This is a genomic window from Candidatus Aminicenantes bacterium (assembly GCA_026393855.1).
Taxonomy (GTDB): domain Bacteria; phylum Acidobacteriota; class Aminicenantia; order Aminicenantales; family UBA4085; genus UBA4085.
The window spans coordinates 97,314-112,962 of record JAPKZJ010000108.1 but is presented as its reverse complement, the minus strand read 5'-3'; the positions used below and the strand labels follow the sequence as shown (position 1 = coordinate 112,962).

At 65.1% G+C, this 15,649-nt stretch carries 12 protein-coding genes and 1 riboswitch; of the genes, 5 read left to right on the top strand and 7 right to left on the bottom strand.

The features are described from left to right. Positions 1–264: 264 nt before the first annotated feature. Positions 265–783, bottom strand: a complete 519-nt coding sequence (locus NTZ26_13315) for a hypothetical protein (protein MCX6561481.1) — start codon at positions 781–783, stop codon at positions 265–267. Positions 784–1,159: 376 nt separating this feature from the next. Here NTZ26_13315 and NTZ26_13310 point away from each other — a divergent pair, with 376 nt between their 5' ends. Next, complete coding sequence (locus tag NTZ26_13310) at positions 1,160–3,361, top strand: PAS domain S-box protein (protein ID MCX6561480.1); 2,202 nt, start codon at positions 1,160–1,162, stop codon at positions 3,359–3,361. A 20-nt stretch (positions 3,362–3,381) separates the two neighbouring features. On the opposite strand, the gene NTZ26_13305 is transcribed toward NTZ26_13310, so the two are convergent. Both NTZ26_13305 and NTZ26_13300 read right to left on the bottom strand, forming a co-directional pair. Continuing rightward, positions 3,382–4,149 (bottom strand): ABC transporter permease, encoded by a 768-nt coding sequence (locus NTZ26_13305; protein MCX6561479.1) that lies wholly within the window; start codon positions 4,147–4,149, stop codon positions 3,382–3,384. After that, complete coding sequence (locus NTZ26_13300) at positions 4,146–5,063, bottom strand: ATP-binding cassette domain-containing protein (GenBank protein MCX6561478.1); 918 nt, start codon at positions 5,061–5,063, stop codon at positions 4,146–4,148. The genes NTZ26_13305 and NTZ26_13300 overlap by 4 nt, the downstream gene beginning before the upstream one ends. Before the next feature lie 81 nt (positions 5,064–5,144). On the opposite strand from NTZ26_13300, the gene NTZ26_13295 reads away from it, so the two are divergent. The 3 genes from NTZ26_13295 to NTZ26_13285 all read left to right on the top strand — a co-directional run bounded on the left by NTZ26_13295 (position 5,145) and on the right by NTZ26_13285 (position 7,140). Further along, positions 5,145–6,134: a tRNA-dihydrouridine synthase family protein gene (locus NTZ26_13295; GenBank protein ID MCX6561477.1), complete on the top strand. Its 990-nt coding sequence runs from the start codon at positions 5,145–5,147 to the stop codon at positions 6,132–6,134. A gap of 94 nt (positions 6,135–6,228) precedes the next feature. After that, positions 6,229–6,567 (top strand): cupin domain-containing protein, encoded by a 339-nt coding sequence (locus NTZ26_13290; GenBank protein ID MCX6561476.1) that lies wholly within the window; start codon positions 6,229–6,231, stop codon positions 6,565–6,567. Positions 6,568–6,579: 12 nt separating this feature from the next. Beyond that, positions 6,580–7,140, top strand: a complete 561-nt coding sequence (locus NTZ26_13285) for a hemerythrin domain-containing protein (GenBank protein ID MCX6561475.1) — start codon at positions 6,580–6,582, stop codon at positions 7,138–7,140. 21 nt (positions 7,141–7,161) lie between these two features. On the opposite strand, the gene NTZ26_13280 is transcribed toward NTZ26_13285, so the two are convergent. The 3 genes from NTZ26_13280 to NTZ26_13270 all read right to left on the bottom strand — a co-directional run bounded on the left by NTZ26_13280 (position 7,162) and on the right by NTZ26_13270 (position 10,041). Beyond that, on the bottom strand, positions 7,162–7,947 hold the full coding sequence (locus NTZ26_13280) for an ABC transporter ATP-binding protein (GenBank protein ID MCX6561474.1): 786 nt from the start codon (positions 7,945–7,947) through the stop codon (positions 7,162–7,164). Further along, positions 7,944–8,924 (bottom strand): iron ABC transporter permease, encoded by a 981-nt coding sequence (locus tag NTZ26_13275; GenBank protein ID MCX6561473.1) that lies wholly within the window; start codon positions 8,922–8,924, stop codon positions 7,944–7,946. Before NTZ26_13275 ends, NTZ26_13280 begins: the two co-directional genes overlap by 4 nt. Before the next feature lie 10 nt (positions 8,925–8,934). Next, positions 8,935–10,041 carry an ABC transporter substrate-binding protein gene (locus tag NTZ26_13270; protein MCX6561472.1) on the bottom strand — a complete coding sequence of 369 codons (1,107 nt, stop codon included), beginning with the start codon at positions 10,039–10,041 and terminating at the stop codon, positions 8,935–8,937. After that, positions 10,031–10,167: riboswitch (molybdenum cofactor riboswitch) on the bottom strand. Its footprint overlaps the gene before it by 11 nt. A gap of 149 nt (positions 10,168–10,316) precedes the next feature. Here NTZ26_13270 and NTZ26_13265 point away from each other — a divergent pair. Beyond that, the gene (locus NTZ26_13265) at positions 10,317–10,751 is read left to right on the top strand and encodes a hypothetical protein (GenBank protein ID MCX6561471.1); all 435 of its coding nucleotides are present in this window, start codon (positions 10,317–10,319) and stop codon (positions 10,749–10,751) included. Here the strand turns inward: NTZ26_13265 and NTZ26_13260 are convergent. Further along, positions 10,733–15,649 (bottom strand): excinuclease ABC subunit UvrA, encoded by a 4,917-nt coding sequence (locus NTZ26_13260; protein MCX6561470.1) that lies wholly within the window; start codon positions 15,647–15,649, stop codon positions 10,733–10,735. The two genes, NTZ26_13265 and NTZ26_13260, sit on opposite strands and share 19 nt — an antisense overlap.

Below are 15,649 nucleotides of genomic sequence, written 5' to 3'. Positions count from 1 at the left end.
CCAAATCCGTACCGACAGCCACAAATCAGCCACAATTGCCAAAGGTCGTTAGTGAAACTCGTTTATTATCAGCATGAAAAGTATCTCAAGCCTAGCCCTCTTAATCTGCGGGTTGTAGGTTCGAGTCCTACACGGGTCATTTTTCATTTCCCCCCTCGAATCCGGATGGCCCGGCAATCCTCGCGGAGTTCCACGTTAAAAGCCGATGATCGTTACAGGCGCCATCGGCGTCGGGCCGGAGCCCCGGCCTAAGGAAAAAGGGATCTAGCTCCCGAGCTTCTCGAAGACGTAGGTCAGCCTTCGCGCCCCGTCGGGCATTTGTTGGTCATGGACGAGCGTCAGCGTCTTCCCGTCGGCGGATAAGGAGAAGGCTTCGACCGAATTGTATTTGAAGTATTCGATCTCAGGTTCGCCGACGCCGGTGCTGGTCATCGTCATCCCTTCCTGTTCGGAGCGCACCAGCAGAATCCCCTTGTCAAAGGCTGCGGCCCCTTTGAGCTCCTTGAGGCTCTCGCCCGCGTTGAGCGCTTCCTTGCCGTCCAGCGTGTACCGGAAATTCTTAACGACTTCCCGACCTACGATGGAGATGGTCTTGCGGATGGTGATGAGGCCCGCTTCCTGTCGAATCGACAGGGTGATGCTGGGGTCGGCCGCGGCCATATCGCCCAAGTCGCTCCGTCCGGAATTGAGCTTCCATTCCCCGCTCAAATCGGGTGTCTGGGCGAAGGCAGCGGCTGCAGCCAGGCCGAATGCAATGAACAGAGTCAAAGCGGTTTTTCTCATGATTCCTCCAATCTTGATAGAACTCCGCCCGGCGGCCGCGCGTTGCTTTCGTCCGAACAGACAAAACACACCCGGTTAGGGATGCGCCCTATTCCGTTGAACAGGATCTTCCGCTGGCGGCGCAAAAGACTCCCGTCGGACGGATGATTGGGCCAATGGGCAAACCACACCTTAATCGACTATAATCGTTCCGGCGCCTGACCGCAAACATCAAGTGAAGGACGGTCTTGCAACGAATTCCGGTTGATCGCCCCGGCCTCTTCGTTTGACATTGTTACAAAGCGGGCCTATTCTTTAAATAAAGAGATCGACGGAAAGCGGATGCCCCATGTCTGATGGATTGAATAGTCGAGCCGAGCCCCCGGAAACGGAAAAATTGGCTTCCGAGATCGCCAGACTGCGCTTGGCTCTCGAGCAAGAGAGGTCGCAATGCCAGCGCTACCGTCTGGCCGCGGAATCGGCGACGAATCTGATCTATGAGTGGGATCTCGGTTCGCGCATGGAATGGCTCGGACAAGTCGACGAGATCCTCGGCTACCAACCCAACGAGATCCCCCGGACCTGGGAAGGGTATACGAGCCTGTTCCATGCCGAGGACCGGGAGCGCGTTCTAGCGGCCATCGAGAAGCGATTGAAATCCGAGGAGCCGTATTCCGTGGAATGCCGGGTCCGACGGAAGGACGGAACCTTTCTCTATTGGCATGATTGGGGAACCGTCGTTCGGGATGAATCGGGAAAACCAGTGAAGTGGCTGGGCGCCGTTTCGGACGTGACCGAGCGCAAGCAGGCCGAGAAGGTTCTGCTGGAGAGCGAGTCCAAGTTCCGGCTCCTCTTCGAAACGGCCAACGATGCCATATTTTTGATGGACCGGACCCTCTTCTACGACTGCAACCAGAAGACCTTGGAGATGTTCGGCTGCACCCGGGAACAAATCATCGGGCAACCTCCCGATCGGTTCTCCCCGGATGTTCAGCCCGACGGGAGGAAATCCTCAGAGAAAGCCCGGGAGAAAATCGAGGCGGCGCTTGGAGGGCGGCGGCAGTTTTTCGAGTGGCGGCACAGACGCAACGACGGGACTCCGTTTGATGCAGAGGTCAGCCTGAACGCATTTGATATCGGGGGGAAATCCTATCTTCAGGCCATCGTTCGCGATGTCACCGAGCGCAATCGGGCGGAAGATGAGCTGAGAAAGAGCGAGGCCAAGCATCGGAGCCTGACGGAAAACGTCAACTTGGGCATCTATCGGAACACGGTCGGGCCTGAAGGCAAATTCATTGAGGCCAACCCGGCCATCATCGCGATGTTCGGGTATCAAGATCGAGAGGAGTTCCTGGCTCTCAATGTATCGGACCTTTATCAATCTTCGGGCGACAGGGACCGATTTAACAAGAAAATGCTCAAAGAGGGATTTGTCAGAGGGGAGGAATTGGGGCTGAAAAAGAAGGACGGCAGCCCTTTCTACGGTTCCGTATCGGCGGTGCTCGGCAAAGATGAGCAGGGGCAAGCGAAGTATTTTGACGGCATCATCGACGATATCACCGAGCGCAAGCGGGCGGAGGCGGCGCTCCTGGCGTCCGAATCCCGCTATCGCCAGCTCGTGGAAAACGCCGGCGAAGCCGTCATCGTGGCCCAGGAGGGGCTCCTGAAATTCGTCAATCCGACCACCGTCCGGATGATCGGATATCCGGAGTCGGAGCTCCTGGCGCGTCCGTTTGCCGAGTTCATTCACCCGGACGACCGGGAGATGGTCGTGGCGAATTATCGGAGCCGGCTGGCCGGCAATGCGATTTTACCCCGCTACATTTTCCGCTTGGTGGCCCGCGACGGCGTCGTCAAATGGGTCGAGATCGGCGCCGTCCTGATCGACTGGGAAGGCCGTCCGGCCTCCCTGAACTTCCTGGCCGACGTCACCGACCGTCATCAGGCCGAAGAGGTCATCCGGGCGTCCTTGCGCGAAAAAGAGGTGATGCTTCGGGAGATCCACCACCGGGTGAAGAACAATATGCAAGTCATTTCCAGCCTTTTCCGTCTTCAAGCGGGGCACACCCAAAACCCGGAGTGCCGCGAGATCTTGCAAGAAGGCCAGACCCGCATCCAAGCCATGAGCCTCGTCCACGAAAAGCTCTTCAAATCCCGCGATCTTTCAAAAATTGAATTGGCCGAGTATATCCAGAGCTTGGCCCTCCACTTGTTCCACGTCTATAAGGTGGACCCCGGGCAAATCCGCTTGGACGCCAAATTCGAGGAAATGACCTTGGATATCAATTCGGCCAATCCCCTCGGACTGATTCTCAATGAATTGGTTTCCAACGCCATCAAGCATGCCTTTCCGAACGGTCGGACGGGGATCATCAAAATCGGATTGCGCCGGGCGCCCGGCGGGGCCGTCGTAGTCCGGATAGCGGATGACGGCATCGGCTTTCCGAAAAGCTTGGACTTTCGTCAAGCCAAAAGCTTCGGGTTCCAGATCGTGAACCTGCTGGTCGGCCAATTGGAGGCCACCATCGAACTGGAGCGGGCGAACGGGACCACCTTTACCGTGGCGTTTCGGGAATTGCCTTACGCCTCCCGGGCCTGATCGGCAGCCCCCTCCCGCGTTTACTTGATCAGCCGCTTCTTCATCCGCTTGACGCCGAAGACGAAGGCAACCGTGCCGAGGGCCGCGCCGACCGCGATGTTGAACAGGATGCTGGTCGGGTAGACGCCCGAATAGACCGCCCGCGAAATCTTGACGGCATGGGTCAAAGGGAAGAATTGGGCCAGGGTCTTCATCCAGGCAGGGAAGTTATCCAGAGGGAAGAAGACGCCCGAGAAGAAGAGCATCGGGGTGATGACGAGCTCGGTGTAGTAGTTGAAGAAATCGAAGTTGGGGGCATAGGAGGTCACGATCATGGCCAGGGAGGCGAACAGGACGCCGACCAGGAGGACGACCACAAGGACGAGCAGGAAGCTCCAGAGGGAGGCGGGGAAGATGCCCATGACGCCGGCGACGGCCATCATCAGCCCGCCCGAAATGAGGCCCCGGAAGGCGGCCCACAGGATGTCGCCGGTGATGGCGTCCTCGGCCGAGACGGGAGTCGCGACGAGCGAGTCGTAGAGCTTCTCGTGGACCATCTTGACGAAGGTCCCGAACAGGCACTCGAAGGTCGCGGACATCATGACCGAGGAGATGATGACGCCGGGGACCAGAAAGTGCAGGTAGCCCTTGCCGCCGAAGGCGCCCATGTAGGCGCCCATGCCGATGCCGAAGGTGACCAGGTAGAACAGGGGTTGGACCAGACTGGCGATGAACGTGGTCAGGACATAGCGCTTGTACGAGATCAGGTTGCGGATAAAGACGTGGCCGACGCGGTAGGAGATGTTCATTCGACGAGGCTCCGTCCCGTCAGCTTGAGGAAGACGTCCTCCAGGGTGGCCGGGCGGTGGACGACGCGGGGCAGGTCGAGCTCGACCAGCTTCTTGCGGACGTCGTGGCCGTCGCGGCAGTAGAAATAGAGCGTGTCGCCGACCCGTTCGTGGCCGCAGACGCCGCCGCCGAGAGCCTCGATCAAGCGCTCGTCCTCCTCGGGCCCGATCCGGATCTCGATGACCTCGCGGCCGATCTCCTCCTCGATCAGGCGGTTGGGCAAACCTTCCTTGAAGATCTTGCCCTTGTCCATGACCACCAGGCGGTCGCAGAGCTGTTGGGCCTCGTCCATGTATTGGGTGGTCAGGATGACCGTCACGCCGTCGGACTTGAGCTGGCGCAGCCGCTGCCAGATGAGGTGGCGGGCCTGCGGATCGAGTCCTGTGGTCGGCTCATCGGCGATGATCAGTCGGGGGTGGTTGATCAGGGCCCGGGCCACCAGCAGGCGGCGCTTCATGCCGGTCGAGAGCTGGTCGATCTTGCTGTCTTTCTTAGCTTCGAGCTCGACGAACTTAAGAAGCTCGTCGACCCGGGTCCGGGCCTCCCGCCGCGGGATGTCGAAGAAGCGGGAGAAGACCAGCAGGTTCTCCCGGACGGTCAGGTCGATGTCCAGGGTGATCTCCTGCGGGATGACTCCGGTCATGGCCTTGATGGCCCGGTTGTCGACCGAGGCGGACAGGCCGTCGACCAGAATCGTGCCCGAGGTCAGGGGGGAGACGCAGTGGATCATGCGGATAGTGGTCGTCTTGCCGGCCCCATTGGGCCCCAGGAACCCGAAGCACTCGCCTTCTTGGATTTCGAACGAAATCCCGTCCACGGCGGTAAAGTCGCCGTACTTTTTGACCAGATTCTCGGCCTTGATGATCGTTTTCATGGGGTGAAGAGGCGTTATCATAGCAGAAACGCCGCCGGCGGGGAAGTTGCGGCTCCCCGGAGGACCCGCTATACTGCCGCCGTGAACGCCCCGCTTCCGCCCCTCCGCCTCGGACCGCTGACGATCGATTTCCCGGTTGTTCTGGCGGCCCTGGCCGGATACAGCGATCTACCATACCGGACGATCTGCCGGGATCTCGGGGCGCCCTTCGCCACGACCGAAGTGATGCTCGACAAGTTTCTTCTCCACGAGGGGAAGCTCCGACGCCATCTCGTTCGCAGCGATGCCGGCGATCATCCGGTCGGGGGGCAGATCATGGGCTCGGCCCCGGACCTCATGGCCCAGGCGGCCCGCACCCTGTGCGATCTGGGGTTCGACGTCGTGGACCTCAATTTCGCCTGCCCGGTTAAAAAGGTCGTCTCCCGCAAGCGCGGCGGCCACATGATGGCCGACGCCGAAGGAACGCTGGCGGTCGTCCGGGCGGTGCGCGAGGCCGTTCCCGATCGGCCGCTGATGATCAAGCTGCGAAAATCATTTGCCTTGGATGACGATGCTTGCGCGGCGTTTTGGGAGATCGCCCGGGGCGCCTTCGAGCTCGGCGCGGACGCCATCTGCGTCCACGCCCGGGCGGTCGAGCAGATGTATACGGGTCCCGCCGACTGGGATTTTCTTCGGCGCGTCAAGCAGGCCTTTCCCGGTCGGACCGTCATCGGCTCGGGGGATGTCCGGACGCCTGCGGAGGCCCTGCGCATGATTGCCGAGACCGGCGTCGACGGCGTCGCCGCCGCCCGCGGGGCGATCGGCAATCCCTGGTTCTTCCGCCAAGCCCGGGACCTGGCCGCCGGCCGGGAGCCGGTCGTGCCCTCGCTGGCCGAGCAGCGCGCCGTCATGGAGCGCCATTTCGCCCTGGCCGTGGAGCAGTACGGCGAGTACAAGGCGGCTTTCGTCATGCGCCATTTCGGCATCAGCTACGGCCGGCTTCATCCGCATCCCAAGCGCATCCGGATGGCCTTCGTGGCCGTCCGCACCGTCGAGGAGTGGAAAGCGGTGCTCGACGCCCATTACGCCTGAACGGGCCCTGATCCGGCCGGATTTGATCGAAGTCAAAGACCCGAGCGGGCTTCCGGATTATGCTGGGCTTGAAATCCCAAGTTCGGAGGACAAGATGAAAATGATTCAAGCCCTGCTGGCGCCCGAGGCCGAAAACCCGCACGGAGTCAGCGTCCGGCCGCTGCACGATACCGAGCACGTGGCGGCCGTGATGATTACCCTGGAGCCGGGGCAATCCCTCAAGCTCCATAGAACGCCCGTGGACGCGTTCTTCTTCGCCCTGGAAGGAGAGCCCACGGTCGAGGTCGGAGGCGAACGCCGGACGATTGCGCCGTGGACTCTGGTCGACAGCCCGGCCCTCGTTCCCCACCGCATCCTGAACGAAAGCATGACCCGGGTCCGCGTCCTCGTCGTCAAGACGCCCAAGCCGACGACGAGCGGCAAGATCCTTTGATCGGGGGCGACCATGCCGACACCAACCGAAGAGCTTAAAATTGAACATCAGGCCATCAAGCGTATGCTGGGCATCCTGACCCGGGCTTGCGCTCGGATCGAGGCCGGGAGCCCCGTCGATCCGGCCCATCTGGACGCCGCCGTCGAATTTATCCGGGTCTTTGCCGACAAGTGCCACCACGGCAAGGAAGAGGACCTGCTCTTCCCGGCCATGGTGGCCGCCGGTGTCCCCGATCAAGGCGGCCCGATCGGCGTCATGAAAGCCGAGCACACGCGAGGGCGGGAGCTTGTCCGGAAGGCCGCTGCCGCCCTACCGGGGCTGAAGCGGAAGGATCGGGCGGCGGCGGCGGACTTCGTCGCCCAGGCTCGCGGCTACGCCGCACTCCTCGGCCCGCACATCGACAAGGAGGACTTCATCCTCTATCCCATGGCCGATCGGCTTCTGGCGAAGTCCGTCCAGGCCGGGCTGTCGAAGGAGTTCGAACGGGTCGAGGACGAGATCATCGGGGGAGGGAGCCACGAGCGCTTCCACCGCCTCCTGGACGATTTGGAAGCGGCCTATCCGCCGGCCTGATCGTCGTCCCGGGCGGCTCTTTTAAAGGCGCGGCAGGACGACCGGACGGCCTTCGATCATGCGGACGTCGACCGGGACTCCGTAAACAAACCCCAGCCGTTCCTCAGTCAAGACATCGACGGGAGGGCCCCCCGCCGCGATCTCGCCGCCGCGCAGGAGAATGGCTTCGTCCGCTACGAGCGCCGCGATATTGGGATCGTGTGTGGTCAGGATGACGGTCCGGCCCTCCTTCCGGATGGACTCCAGAATCTTCAGAATCCGGCGGGTGTTGGCCAAGTCGAGGTGAGATAGGGGCTCGTCCAGGAGATAGACGTCGGGAGCCTGGGCCAGGACGCGGGCGATCGCGGCCAGCTGCCGTTCGCCCCCGCTCAAGGCGTGCACGGCCCGATCTCGAAGCGCTGTCAACCCCGTCCGTTCCAAGGCGGCGGCGGCGGCGGCCCGGTCGGCTTCGCCCGGTCTTTCCAACAGCGCCAGATGAGGAGCCCGCCCGAGCAGGACGTGTTCCCCGAGCTCCAGCTCGAAGGCGGGAGCCTCGTCCTGGGGGACGAAGCCCACCTGGCGGCTCCACTCTCGCCGCGTGGACGAGGCCGGCTCCCGGCCGTTGATCATGATGCGGCCGCTCGCCGGGGTCAGCCAGCCCAGGATGAGATTCAGCAGGGTCGTCTTGCCGGATCCGTTGGGACCCAGCAAGGCCGTTACGGCGGACCGGCGGAATCGCCAGGACACTCCGGACAAGACGCTCGGCGCGCCCGGCCCATAGGCGAACGAGACGCCTTCCACGACGACGATCGGATCGGCCGGGTTCAATTGCGGACTCCCGGGCGCTGCTTGATGAGCAGGATCAGGAAAGCGACCGTGCCGAAGAGCGAGGTCAGGATGCCGAGCGGGATCTCGCCGCTGAGCAGGGTGCGCGAAAGGTCATCGCAGACGAGGACGAAGAGGCCGCCTAGGACGAGAGAGACGGGAAAGGCTTTCTGGGCGTCGGAGCCGGCCAGGCGGCGCGCGATATGGGGGATGACCAAGCCCACCCATGTGATCTGTCCGGCTTTGGCCACGACGGCCGCGGTCGCGGCGACTGCGGCGATGAGAAGCACGAGGCGCTCCCGCCGCGGCGCGGCCCCCAGTGAGAAGGCCGTCTCTTCGAGCAAAGCCAGCAGGTTCAGCCGCCAGCGCATCAGAAACATCAGGGTCAGGGCGGCCAGGCTGACCGGCAGCATCTCCAGGACGTCCGGCCAGGTGATGTTCCAGAGCCCGCCGAGCATCCAAAAGGTGATGTCGGGCAGTTGCCGATGCGGGTCGGCCAGATACTTGAGCATGCCCGTGCCGGCCGAAAAGAGCGAAGCTACGGCGATACCGGCCAGGACCAAACGCAGGATGCCGCCGCCGAATCGGATCCGGCGCGACAAGGCGTAGCTCATGGCCAATCCCAGGAAGGCAAAGAGAGCCGCGCCGGCCTGGACGGCGGCCGCCGAGCCGGCGGCGAAGATGATCGCCGCCGAGGCGCCAAAGGCAGCGCCCTGGGAGACGCCCAGGAATCCCGAGTCGACGAGCGGGTTGCGAAAGAGCATTTGGAAGACGAGCCCCGAGGCCGAAAGGACCATGCCCAGCAGGACGGCGGCGGCGATGCGCGGCAGGCGGAGGCTGGCGACGAGATCGAGCGCCAACGGATCGTGCAGGATGGCGGCCGGCGAGCTCAAGCCGGGCCCGGGATAGCGCCCCAGCAGCATGGAAACGGCCAAGACGATCAGAAGGCCCGCCGCCAGGACCGCGAACGCTCGTTTCATCCAGGCCCCTTCAGCGCAGATCCGTCTTGACCGCGGGCTTGATCTTGGCTTCCACCTCCGCGTGATTCATCCCGTAGAGAGTGCCGTAGAAGAGGTCCATTTCGGCGCCGGCATCATAGCTTGGGAATTTATCCGGATGAATCCGAGCGGCCAGCCAGGTCAGGCCGAGAATCCAGCGCGGATCCGGCGTGTCCCAGCCGTAGATGTCGGCGGGGAAAGCCATCAAGCGGCCTACCCGAACGGCCTTCAAGGCCGCCCAGCGCGAATCGGCCTTGAAGTCTTCCAAGGCCTTGCCGGGATCCATGGAATGCCAGAAGACGATATAGATCTGGTCCGGATTCCAGGCCGCGATCTGTTCCAGATTGATGACCGTCCAGCCGGTTGCCGGATGGGCGGAATCGAGCCAGACCGGGAGCCCCCCCCCAGCCTGAACTTGAAGCGTCTGCATCCAGCTGCGGGCCGGCACTTGAACGGCGACTTTGCCGGCCCGGGCGATGGCCATGGCCAGGAGAACGCGCGGCTTAGCCGCGTCGGCGAGGCCGGCCAGACCGGATTCGACGGCCGTCCGCCGGCCCCGGTAGTAGGCTGCGATCTCTTCAGCCCGTTTGGGATTGTCGAGCAGGAGGCCGAGCGTCTTCAAGTCGCGCTCGTACTCGGCCGGGGTTTCCAGGCCGAGCTGGGCGACCGGGATGCCGATCGCGGCCAGCGATTCGGCCTTGGGATCGGGAACGGAGCCGCGGGTCAGGACGAGGTCGGGATGGAGCCCCGCGATCTGTTCCGGGCCAGGGTTGGGATCGAGGAACGTCTTCTTGGCGAATTCGGGATCGACGAGCGGAAGGAATTCGCTGGCCGTTCGTCCTTTCCTCTCCATGGCGATCATCCGGGCCCGGCCCTCGGGAAACATATACAGCAGATGAGCCAGAATGTAGGGGCCGTCGCCGATGACCACGATCCGGCGGGGAGGGCCGGCCAGCTTGACTTGGCGTCCAGCCGCATCGGTGAAGGCGAGGGGCGATTGGCCGATGGCGCTCGCGTGCCCGGCGACGGGAAGGAGCGCCAGGGACGCTCCCAGGATGGCTGCCGCGCCGGCGATCCGGCGCATCGTCTTGATCGGCATGATGTCTCCTTTCCGATGCGGGAGGCCGGGACGTTTCCCTCCAGGCCTTGGCCGGCCGAAGCCGGCGCTTCGCCCGGGCGCCTTGGGTTCGCCTTTAGGACGCGCGGGTCGGAGAACAGGCTGTATTATAGCACGGCCACGCGGGGTCCGATCCGGCACGTTCGCGGCGCTCGAACCCCGATTTTAAAATCGGGGGATGAAGCGCCGCTCAGTATTAACAGGGTTTATTGACGCGCCGGGACGGCTCGTCTAGGATAGGGGGCAAGGAGACTTCCATGGCCCTCGACGATAAAAAGCTACCTCCCGACTTGACGGCCGATCCGGCGATCGCTGCTGACTTTCGCGGCCGCCTGGAAAGCGGGCTGTTGCCTTGTCAGGCCGCTTTCGACGCCGCGGGGCGCTTGGGAGTCGGCCCGGGCGACGTCGGGCGCACGGCCGACGCGCTGGCCATCCGTCTGACCCGCTGCCAGCTCGGCCTGTTCGGCTTCCCTGGGCATGCCAAGGGTTGGGCCGCCGCCGGCGCTACCGAGCGTCCCATCCCCTCCGGCTTGAAGGAAGCGCTGCTCGCGGCACGCGACGGCCGCGGCGATCTGTCGTGCCTGGCGATCTGGCGGGAAGCCGAACGGTTCGGCGTCGACCGCATCCAGGCTGGCTATGTCGCCGACTCGTTGGGCGTCCCCATCCGGCACTGTCAATTGGGCGCGTTCTGACCGTACCCGAATCGACGCCGCAAGGCAGCTCCGGTGGCCGAGTCTGCCGCGGCCGCCACTTCCGAGGGCGTGCCGATGGCGACGATCCGGCCGCCCGCGTTCCCGCCCTCCGGGCCCAGATCGATGATCCGATAAGCCCTGGCGATAAGGTCCAAGTCGTGCTCGACGGCAACCAGGGTATGGCCTCGGCCAAGTAACCCGGCGAAAATTCTCGCCAACCCCTCGACTTCCGCCGCCTGAAGTCCGGCCGTGGGCTCGTCGAAAAGATAAAGAGTCTCGCCGGGGGAAGGCTTCATGAGCGCCTCCGTCAACCTCAGCCGCTGGGCCTCTCCGTCCGAGAGCGTGTCCAGCGTCCGGCCGAGCTGCAGGTATCCCAGCCCCGTTTCCCCGGCCGCCCGGACGGCGTCCCGCACAAGCCGATCCTCAAAAACGAGGCCGGCCTTCTCAAGGGGCAGCGCCAGGACGTCGGCGATCGTAAGCCCTTGGCATCGGGCTTCGAGGACCTCCGGCCGATAGCGCAGGCCTGCGCAGGAAGGGCAGATCGCTTCCGTCTCGGCCAGAAAATCGAGTCCCGGCCTGATGACCCCCGAGCCTTCGCACGCGGGACAGCGTCCGGCGGCGGTGAGGTAGGAAAAATGCCTCTTGCCCAAGCCCAGGCGCCTCGCGTCATCTGTCTCCGCGAACAGGCCGCGGATCTGGTCGAAGACCCGCAAATAGGTGGCCGCCGTGGCCAGCGGACTTGCGCCGAGAGGCTCCTGGCCCACGGAAACGACTTGAGCGTACCGGGACAAGCCTTCGACGGAGAGACACTCGATGGGCCGCCCGGCCTCGGCGGTCGCAAGCAGGACGCCTTTGACCAAGCTGGATTTGCCGCTGCCGGAGACGCCGCTGACGACGGTCAGGGCCCGGGCCGGTATCTCGACGTCGATCCTGTGCAGGTTGTTGGCCCGGGCGCCGCGAACGATCAACCCGGGCGCCGGATCGGCCGGCAGGGGAGCCGGACGATTCCCGGCCGACCGCAAAGCGTGTCCGGTGGAGGAGGCGGGATCGGCTCGCAGAGCGGCGGGCGAGCCCTGCGCCGTGATGAGCCCGCCGGCCTTGCCCGCCCCGGGACCGAGCTCGATGACCTGATCGGCCGCCGAGATGACGTCGAGGTCGTGTTCAACGACCACGACGGTGTTGCGCGCCCCGACCAGCCCGCGGAGCGAGCTGATCAGGCGCTCGGTATCGCGGGCGTGGAGTCCCCGGGTCGGCTCGTCGAGCACGAAGGTGACGCCCGTCAGCCGGGCGCCCCAAAGGGAGGCCAGGCGGAGGCGCTGATGCTCTCCGCCGGATAGAGTCTCGGCTCGCCGGTCGAGCGACAGATAGCCCAGGCCGACCTGCCGCAGAAGTCCCAGGCGGCGGAGAATCTCGGGCCAAAGGGCTTCGGCAGCCGCGCGGGCTTTCGGTCCCAGCGTATCGAGGACTTCATTTTCGGAAAGCCGGGCTTCGGCGTCCTCGATGCTTAAAGCGCTGAACCCGGGCAGGGAGAGTCCGCCGAAGGTCACCGCTAGGGCTTCTCGTTTCAACCGGCGGCCGCCGCATTCCGGGCAGGGGGCGTTTTGCAGGAACATCTTCAGGGATTCGCCGCGCGAATCCCCGTGCTTGCGGGCGTATTCCTCCTCGATCAAGCCGGCGAATCCCGGCCAGGGGCCGCGGAAATTAAAATCGCCCTGGCGATTTCCGCGCTTATAGGACCAGACGATGTCATAAACGGTATCGTCCGTGCCTCGAAAAGCCAAGCGCCGGGCTTCCGGGCTGAGCGCCTGGTAGGGGAGGCTGAAATCTATTCCGGCGGCCATACCGGCGGCCTTCAGCGCGGCGATATGGCGGCCGAAGGGATCGCCATAAAAGCGTCCAGTCTTCGTCCCGTTCATAGCCCCGTCGACGAGCGGCTTTGCGGGGTCGGTGATCAAAGCTTCCGGGTCGGCGGCCGCGAGCCGGCCGAGGCCGCCGCAGCAGGGGCAGGCGCCCTCCTCGGTGTTGAAGGAGAAATGCGCCGCCGACAGCCCGGGCGGTTCGTTCCCCGCTTCGTCCCGGCCCGCCCGCGAATAAAGCAGCCGGGCGTAGTCGTGGATCTCGGTCATCGTTCCCACCGTGGACCGCGGATGGCGTCCGGCCGTCCGGGGGCCCACGGCCAGGGGCGGCGTCAATCCCCGGGCCGATTCGAAATCGGCTTTTTCGCCGGGATCCAGGCGGTCCCGGACATAGGTCGAAAAGCTCTCCAGGAAGCAGCGCCGGGATTCGGCGAACAGGGTGTCGAAGGCCAGCGACGATTTGCCGCTTCCCGAGGGCCCGGCGACGACCGTCAGCTTCTCGAACGGGAATTCCGCCCGGATCGAGCGCAGGTTATGCGTGGTGACGCCGGTCAGGCAGATCGGCTCCCGGGCCGTCTCGGTCCGGACCGATTTCGTGCGGCGCGGGGCTATCGGCCGAGGCGCGTCCTTCGGTGCCGCGAACAGGCCGGCCAGCGATCGGCCTATGGGCGAATCGGCCCGGCAGGCCGCGTCCGCCGGCCGGCCGGCGAAGACGATTGATCCGCCGTCCGGGCCCGATCCTGGCCCCAGCTCGATCAGCCGATCGACGGACTTCAAGAACCAGGGATCGTTCTCGATGGCTATGACGGTGTGCCCGCGGCGGACGAGATCGTCCAGGGCGGTCAGCAGCGCGTCTGTATCCCGCCGGTGGAGGCCCGTCGTCGGCTCCTCGAGGAGGAAGATCATGGTCCCGGTTTCGGGGCGCATCAGCTCCGCGGCCAGCCGGACCCGCTGGGCTTCGCCGCCGGACAGGGTGGTGGAGCTTTGCCCGAGCTTGAGATATCCCAGGCCCAGGCGCGACATCCAGCCGAGGTCGCGGGAGAGCCGCTCGGGCTCGGGGAAGAAGACGGCGGCTTCGTCGACCGTCATCTCCAGGACTTCGTGGATGTCCCGGCCGCGGACTTTGACTTCGAGGGTCGCCGGATTGAAGCGGCGCGTTTCGCAGGCCGGGCAGGGAACGTCCACGTCGCCCAGGAAATGCATGCCCACCGATTCCCAGCCGGCGCCCAGGCATCGCTCGCAGCGGCCGCCGGGGGTGTTGAAGGAGAAGCGGCCGCGCCCGAAGCCGCGGGCGACCGCCTCCGGCGAGGCCGCGAAAAGATCCCGGATCCGGTCCGAGACTCCCGTGTATGTAGCGGGATTGGAGCGCGGCGTCCGTCCAATCGGCGTCTGGTCGATCTCGATGAGCCGGAAGCGGGGGAAGGGGACGTCCACACCGTCGGCATCCAGGCCCGGCCCGAAAGCGCCGGTCCGCAGGCGGGCGGCCAGGACCTCACGGACGAGGGTGGATTTTCCCGACCCGGCCGGCCCGCAGACCGCGTTGAGGGCGCCGGTCAGGAGCTCCGCCGTGACCGAGCGCAGATTGCGCAGGCGGGCGTTGCGGACGATCAGGGCGCCGGTCCCGGGCCGCGTCGGCGCGAACCCGGTAGCCGCGACGGCGAGGGGCCTTTCGCCGGGCGGGCCGGCGAACACGACGGTTCCGCCCGCGGGTCCGGGCCCGGGCCCGAGCTCGATGACGTGATCGGCGGCCCGGATGACGTCCTCGTCGTGCTCGACGACGAGCACGGTATTGCCGGCGTCGCGCAGAGTCCACAGGACGTCGACCAGCCGTGCCGTCTCGGACGGATGAAGTCCGGCGGTGGGCTCGTCCAGCACGTAGAGCACGCCGCGCAGTCCGCTCCCGGCCCGGCCGGCCAGGCGGATTCTTTGCGCCTCTCCGCCCGACAGGGTGGACGACGGCCGGTCCAGGGCGAGATGGCCCAGGCCGAGCCGGAGGAGGATTGCGGCCCGTTCGATCAACGCGCGCTGCACGGCCTCGCCGGCCGCGGCCTCGCCCGGTTCGAAGGTCAGGCCTTGGAAGTCCGCCGCCAACCGGCCAATCGTCAGGCGGGTCCAATCGGCGATCGAACGACCCCGGAAAAGAACCTGGAGGGCTTCGGGCCGGAGGCGTCGGCCCGCGCAAGCGGCGCAAGGCATCGTCCGGGCATAGCGCAGGATGCCGTCGTTTCGCTTGGTCCGGAGAATGGCCTCCATGACCGGCAGGATGCCTTTGTACGTTCCTTCTTGCCTGGGGCGGGCCGTAATCCCCGTCCAGCGCAGCCTGGATTCTAAGGGATGCTTGCCGAAAGGGATACGGACCCGATCCGAGCCGTGCAGCACGATCCGGCGGGCCTCTTCGTCCAGGTTCTGCCAGGGTGTATCGACGTCGAAGCCGTGGGCCCGGCAGACGACGTCGAGGACGTCCATCGTCACCTGGCTGTAGATGATATAACCAGCCGGGGTCGTCAACGCCAAGGCTCCCTGCCGGATGGTCTTGGCCGGGTCGGCGATGATCAGGCCGGGATCGATGGCGTCCTCGACCCCCAATCCGCGGCAAGCCGGGCAGGCGCCCCGGGGGGAGTTGAAGGAGAACAGGCTCCGCTCGAGCTTCAGGGGGAATCCGGCGGGCGGCCGGCCGATCCGGGCCATCAGGAGCCGCAGCAGATCGAGGAGCTCGGTCAGGGTGCCGACCGTCGAACGGGGGCCGGACGCTGTCGTCCGCTGGGAGACCGCGACGGCGGGGCGGAGCCCGTCGATGTGATCCACTTCCGGCCGCAGGAGCTTGCCCATGACCAGCCGGGCCGAGGCGGAGAAGGACTCCAGATAGCGGCGCTGGGCCTCCCGGAAGACGACGTCGAAGGCCAGCGACGACTTGCCCGACCCCGAGACGCCGGTGACGACCGTCAAGCGGTCGTGGGGGATGTCCGTGTCCAGCGAACGCAGGTTGTTCTGGCGGGCGCCGCGGACACGGATCGACGGGAGAGTCGGGAGCGGGGGAGTCAT

Bases quoted from the DNA above. Each gene is read 5' to 3' on its own strand.
- NTZ26_13315 (MCX6561481.1), bottom strand. From the start codon at position 783: ATGAGAAAAACCGCTTTGACTCTGTTCATTGCATTCGGCCTGGCTGCA.
- NTZ26_13305 (MCX6561479.1), bottom strand. From the start codon at position 4,149: ATGAACATCTCCTACCGCGTCGGCCACGTCTTTATCCGCAACCTGATC.
- NTZ26_13300 (MCX6561478.1), bottom strand. From the start codon at position 5,063: ATGAAAACGATCATCAAGGCCGAGAATCTGGTCAAAAAGTACGGCGAC.
- NTZ26_13290 (MCX6561476.1), top strand. From the start codon at position 6,229: ATGAAAATGATTCAAGCCCTGCTGGCGCCCGAGGCCGAAAACCCGCAC.
- NTZ26_13285 (MCX6561475.1), top strand. From the start codon at position 6,580: ATGCCGACACCAACCGAAGAGCTTAAAATTGAACATCAGGCCATCAAG.
- NTZ26_13275 (MCX6561473.1), bottom strand. From the start codon at position 8,924: ATGAAACGAGCGTTCGCGGTCCTGGCGGCGGGCCTTCTGATCGTCTTG.
- NTZ26_13270 (MCX6561472.1), bottom strand. From the start codon at position 10,041: ATGCCGATCAAGACGATGCGCCGGATCGCCGGCGCGGCAGCCATCCTG.
- NTZ26_13265 (MCX6561471.1), top strand. From the start codon at position 10,317: ATGGCCCTCGACGATAAAAAGCTACCTCCCGACTTGACGGCCGATCCG.
- NTZ26_13260 (MCX6561470.1), bottom strand. From the start codon at position 15,649: ATGACTCCCCCGCTCCCGACTCTCCCGTCGATCCGTGTCCGCGGCGCC.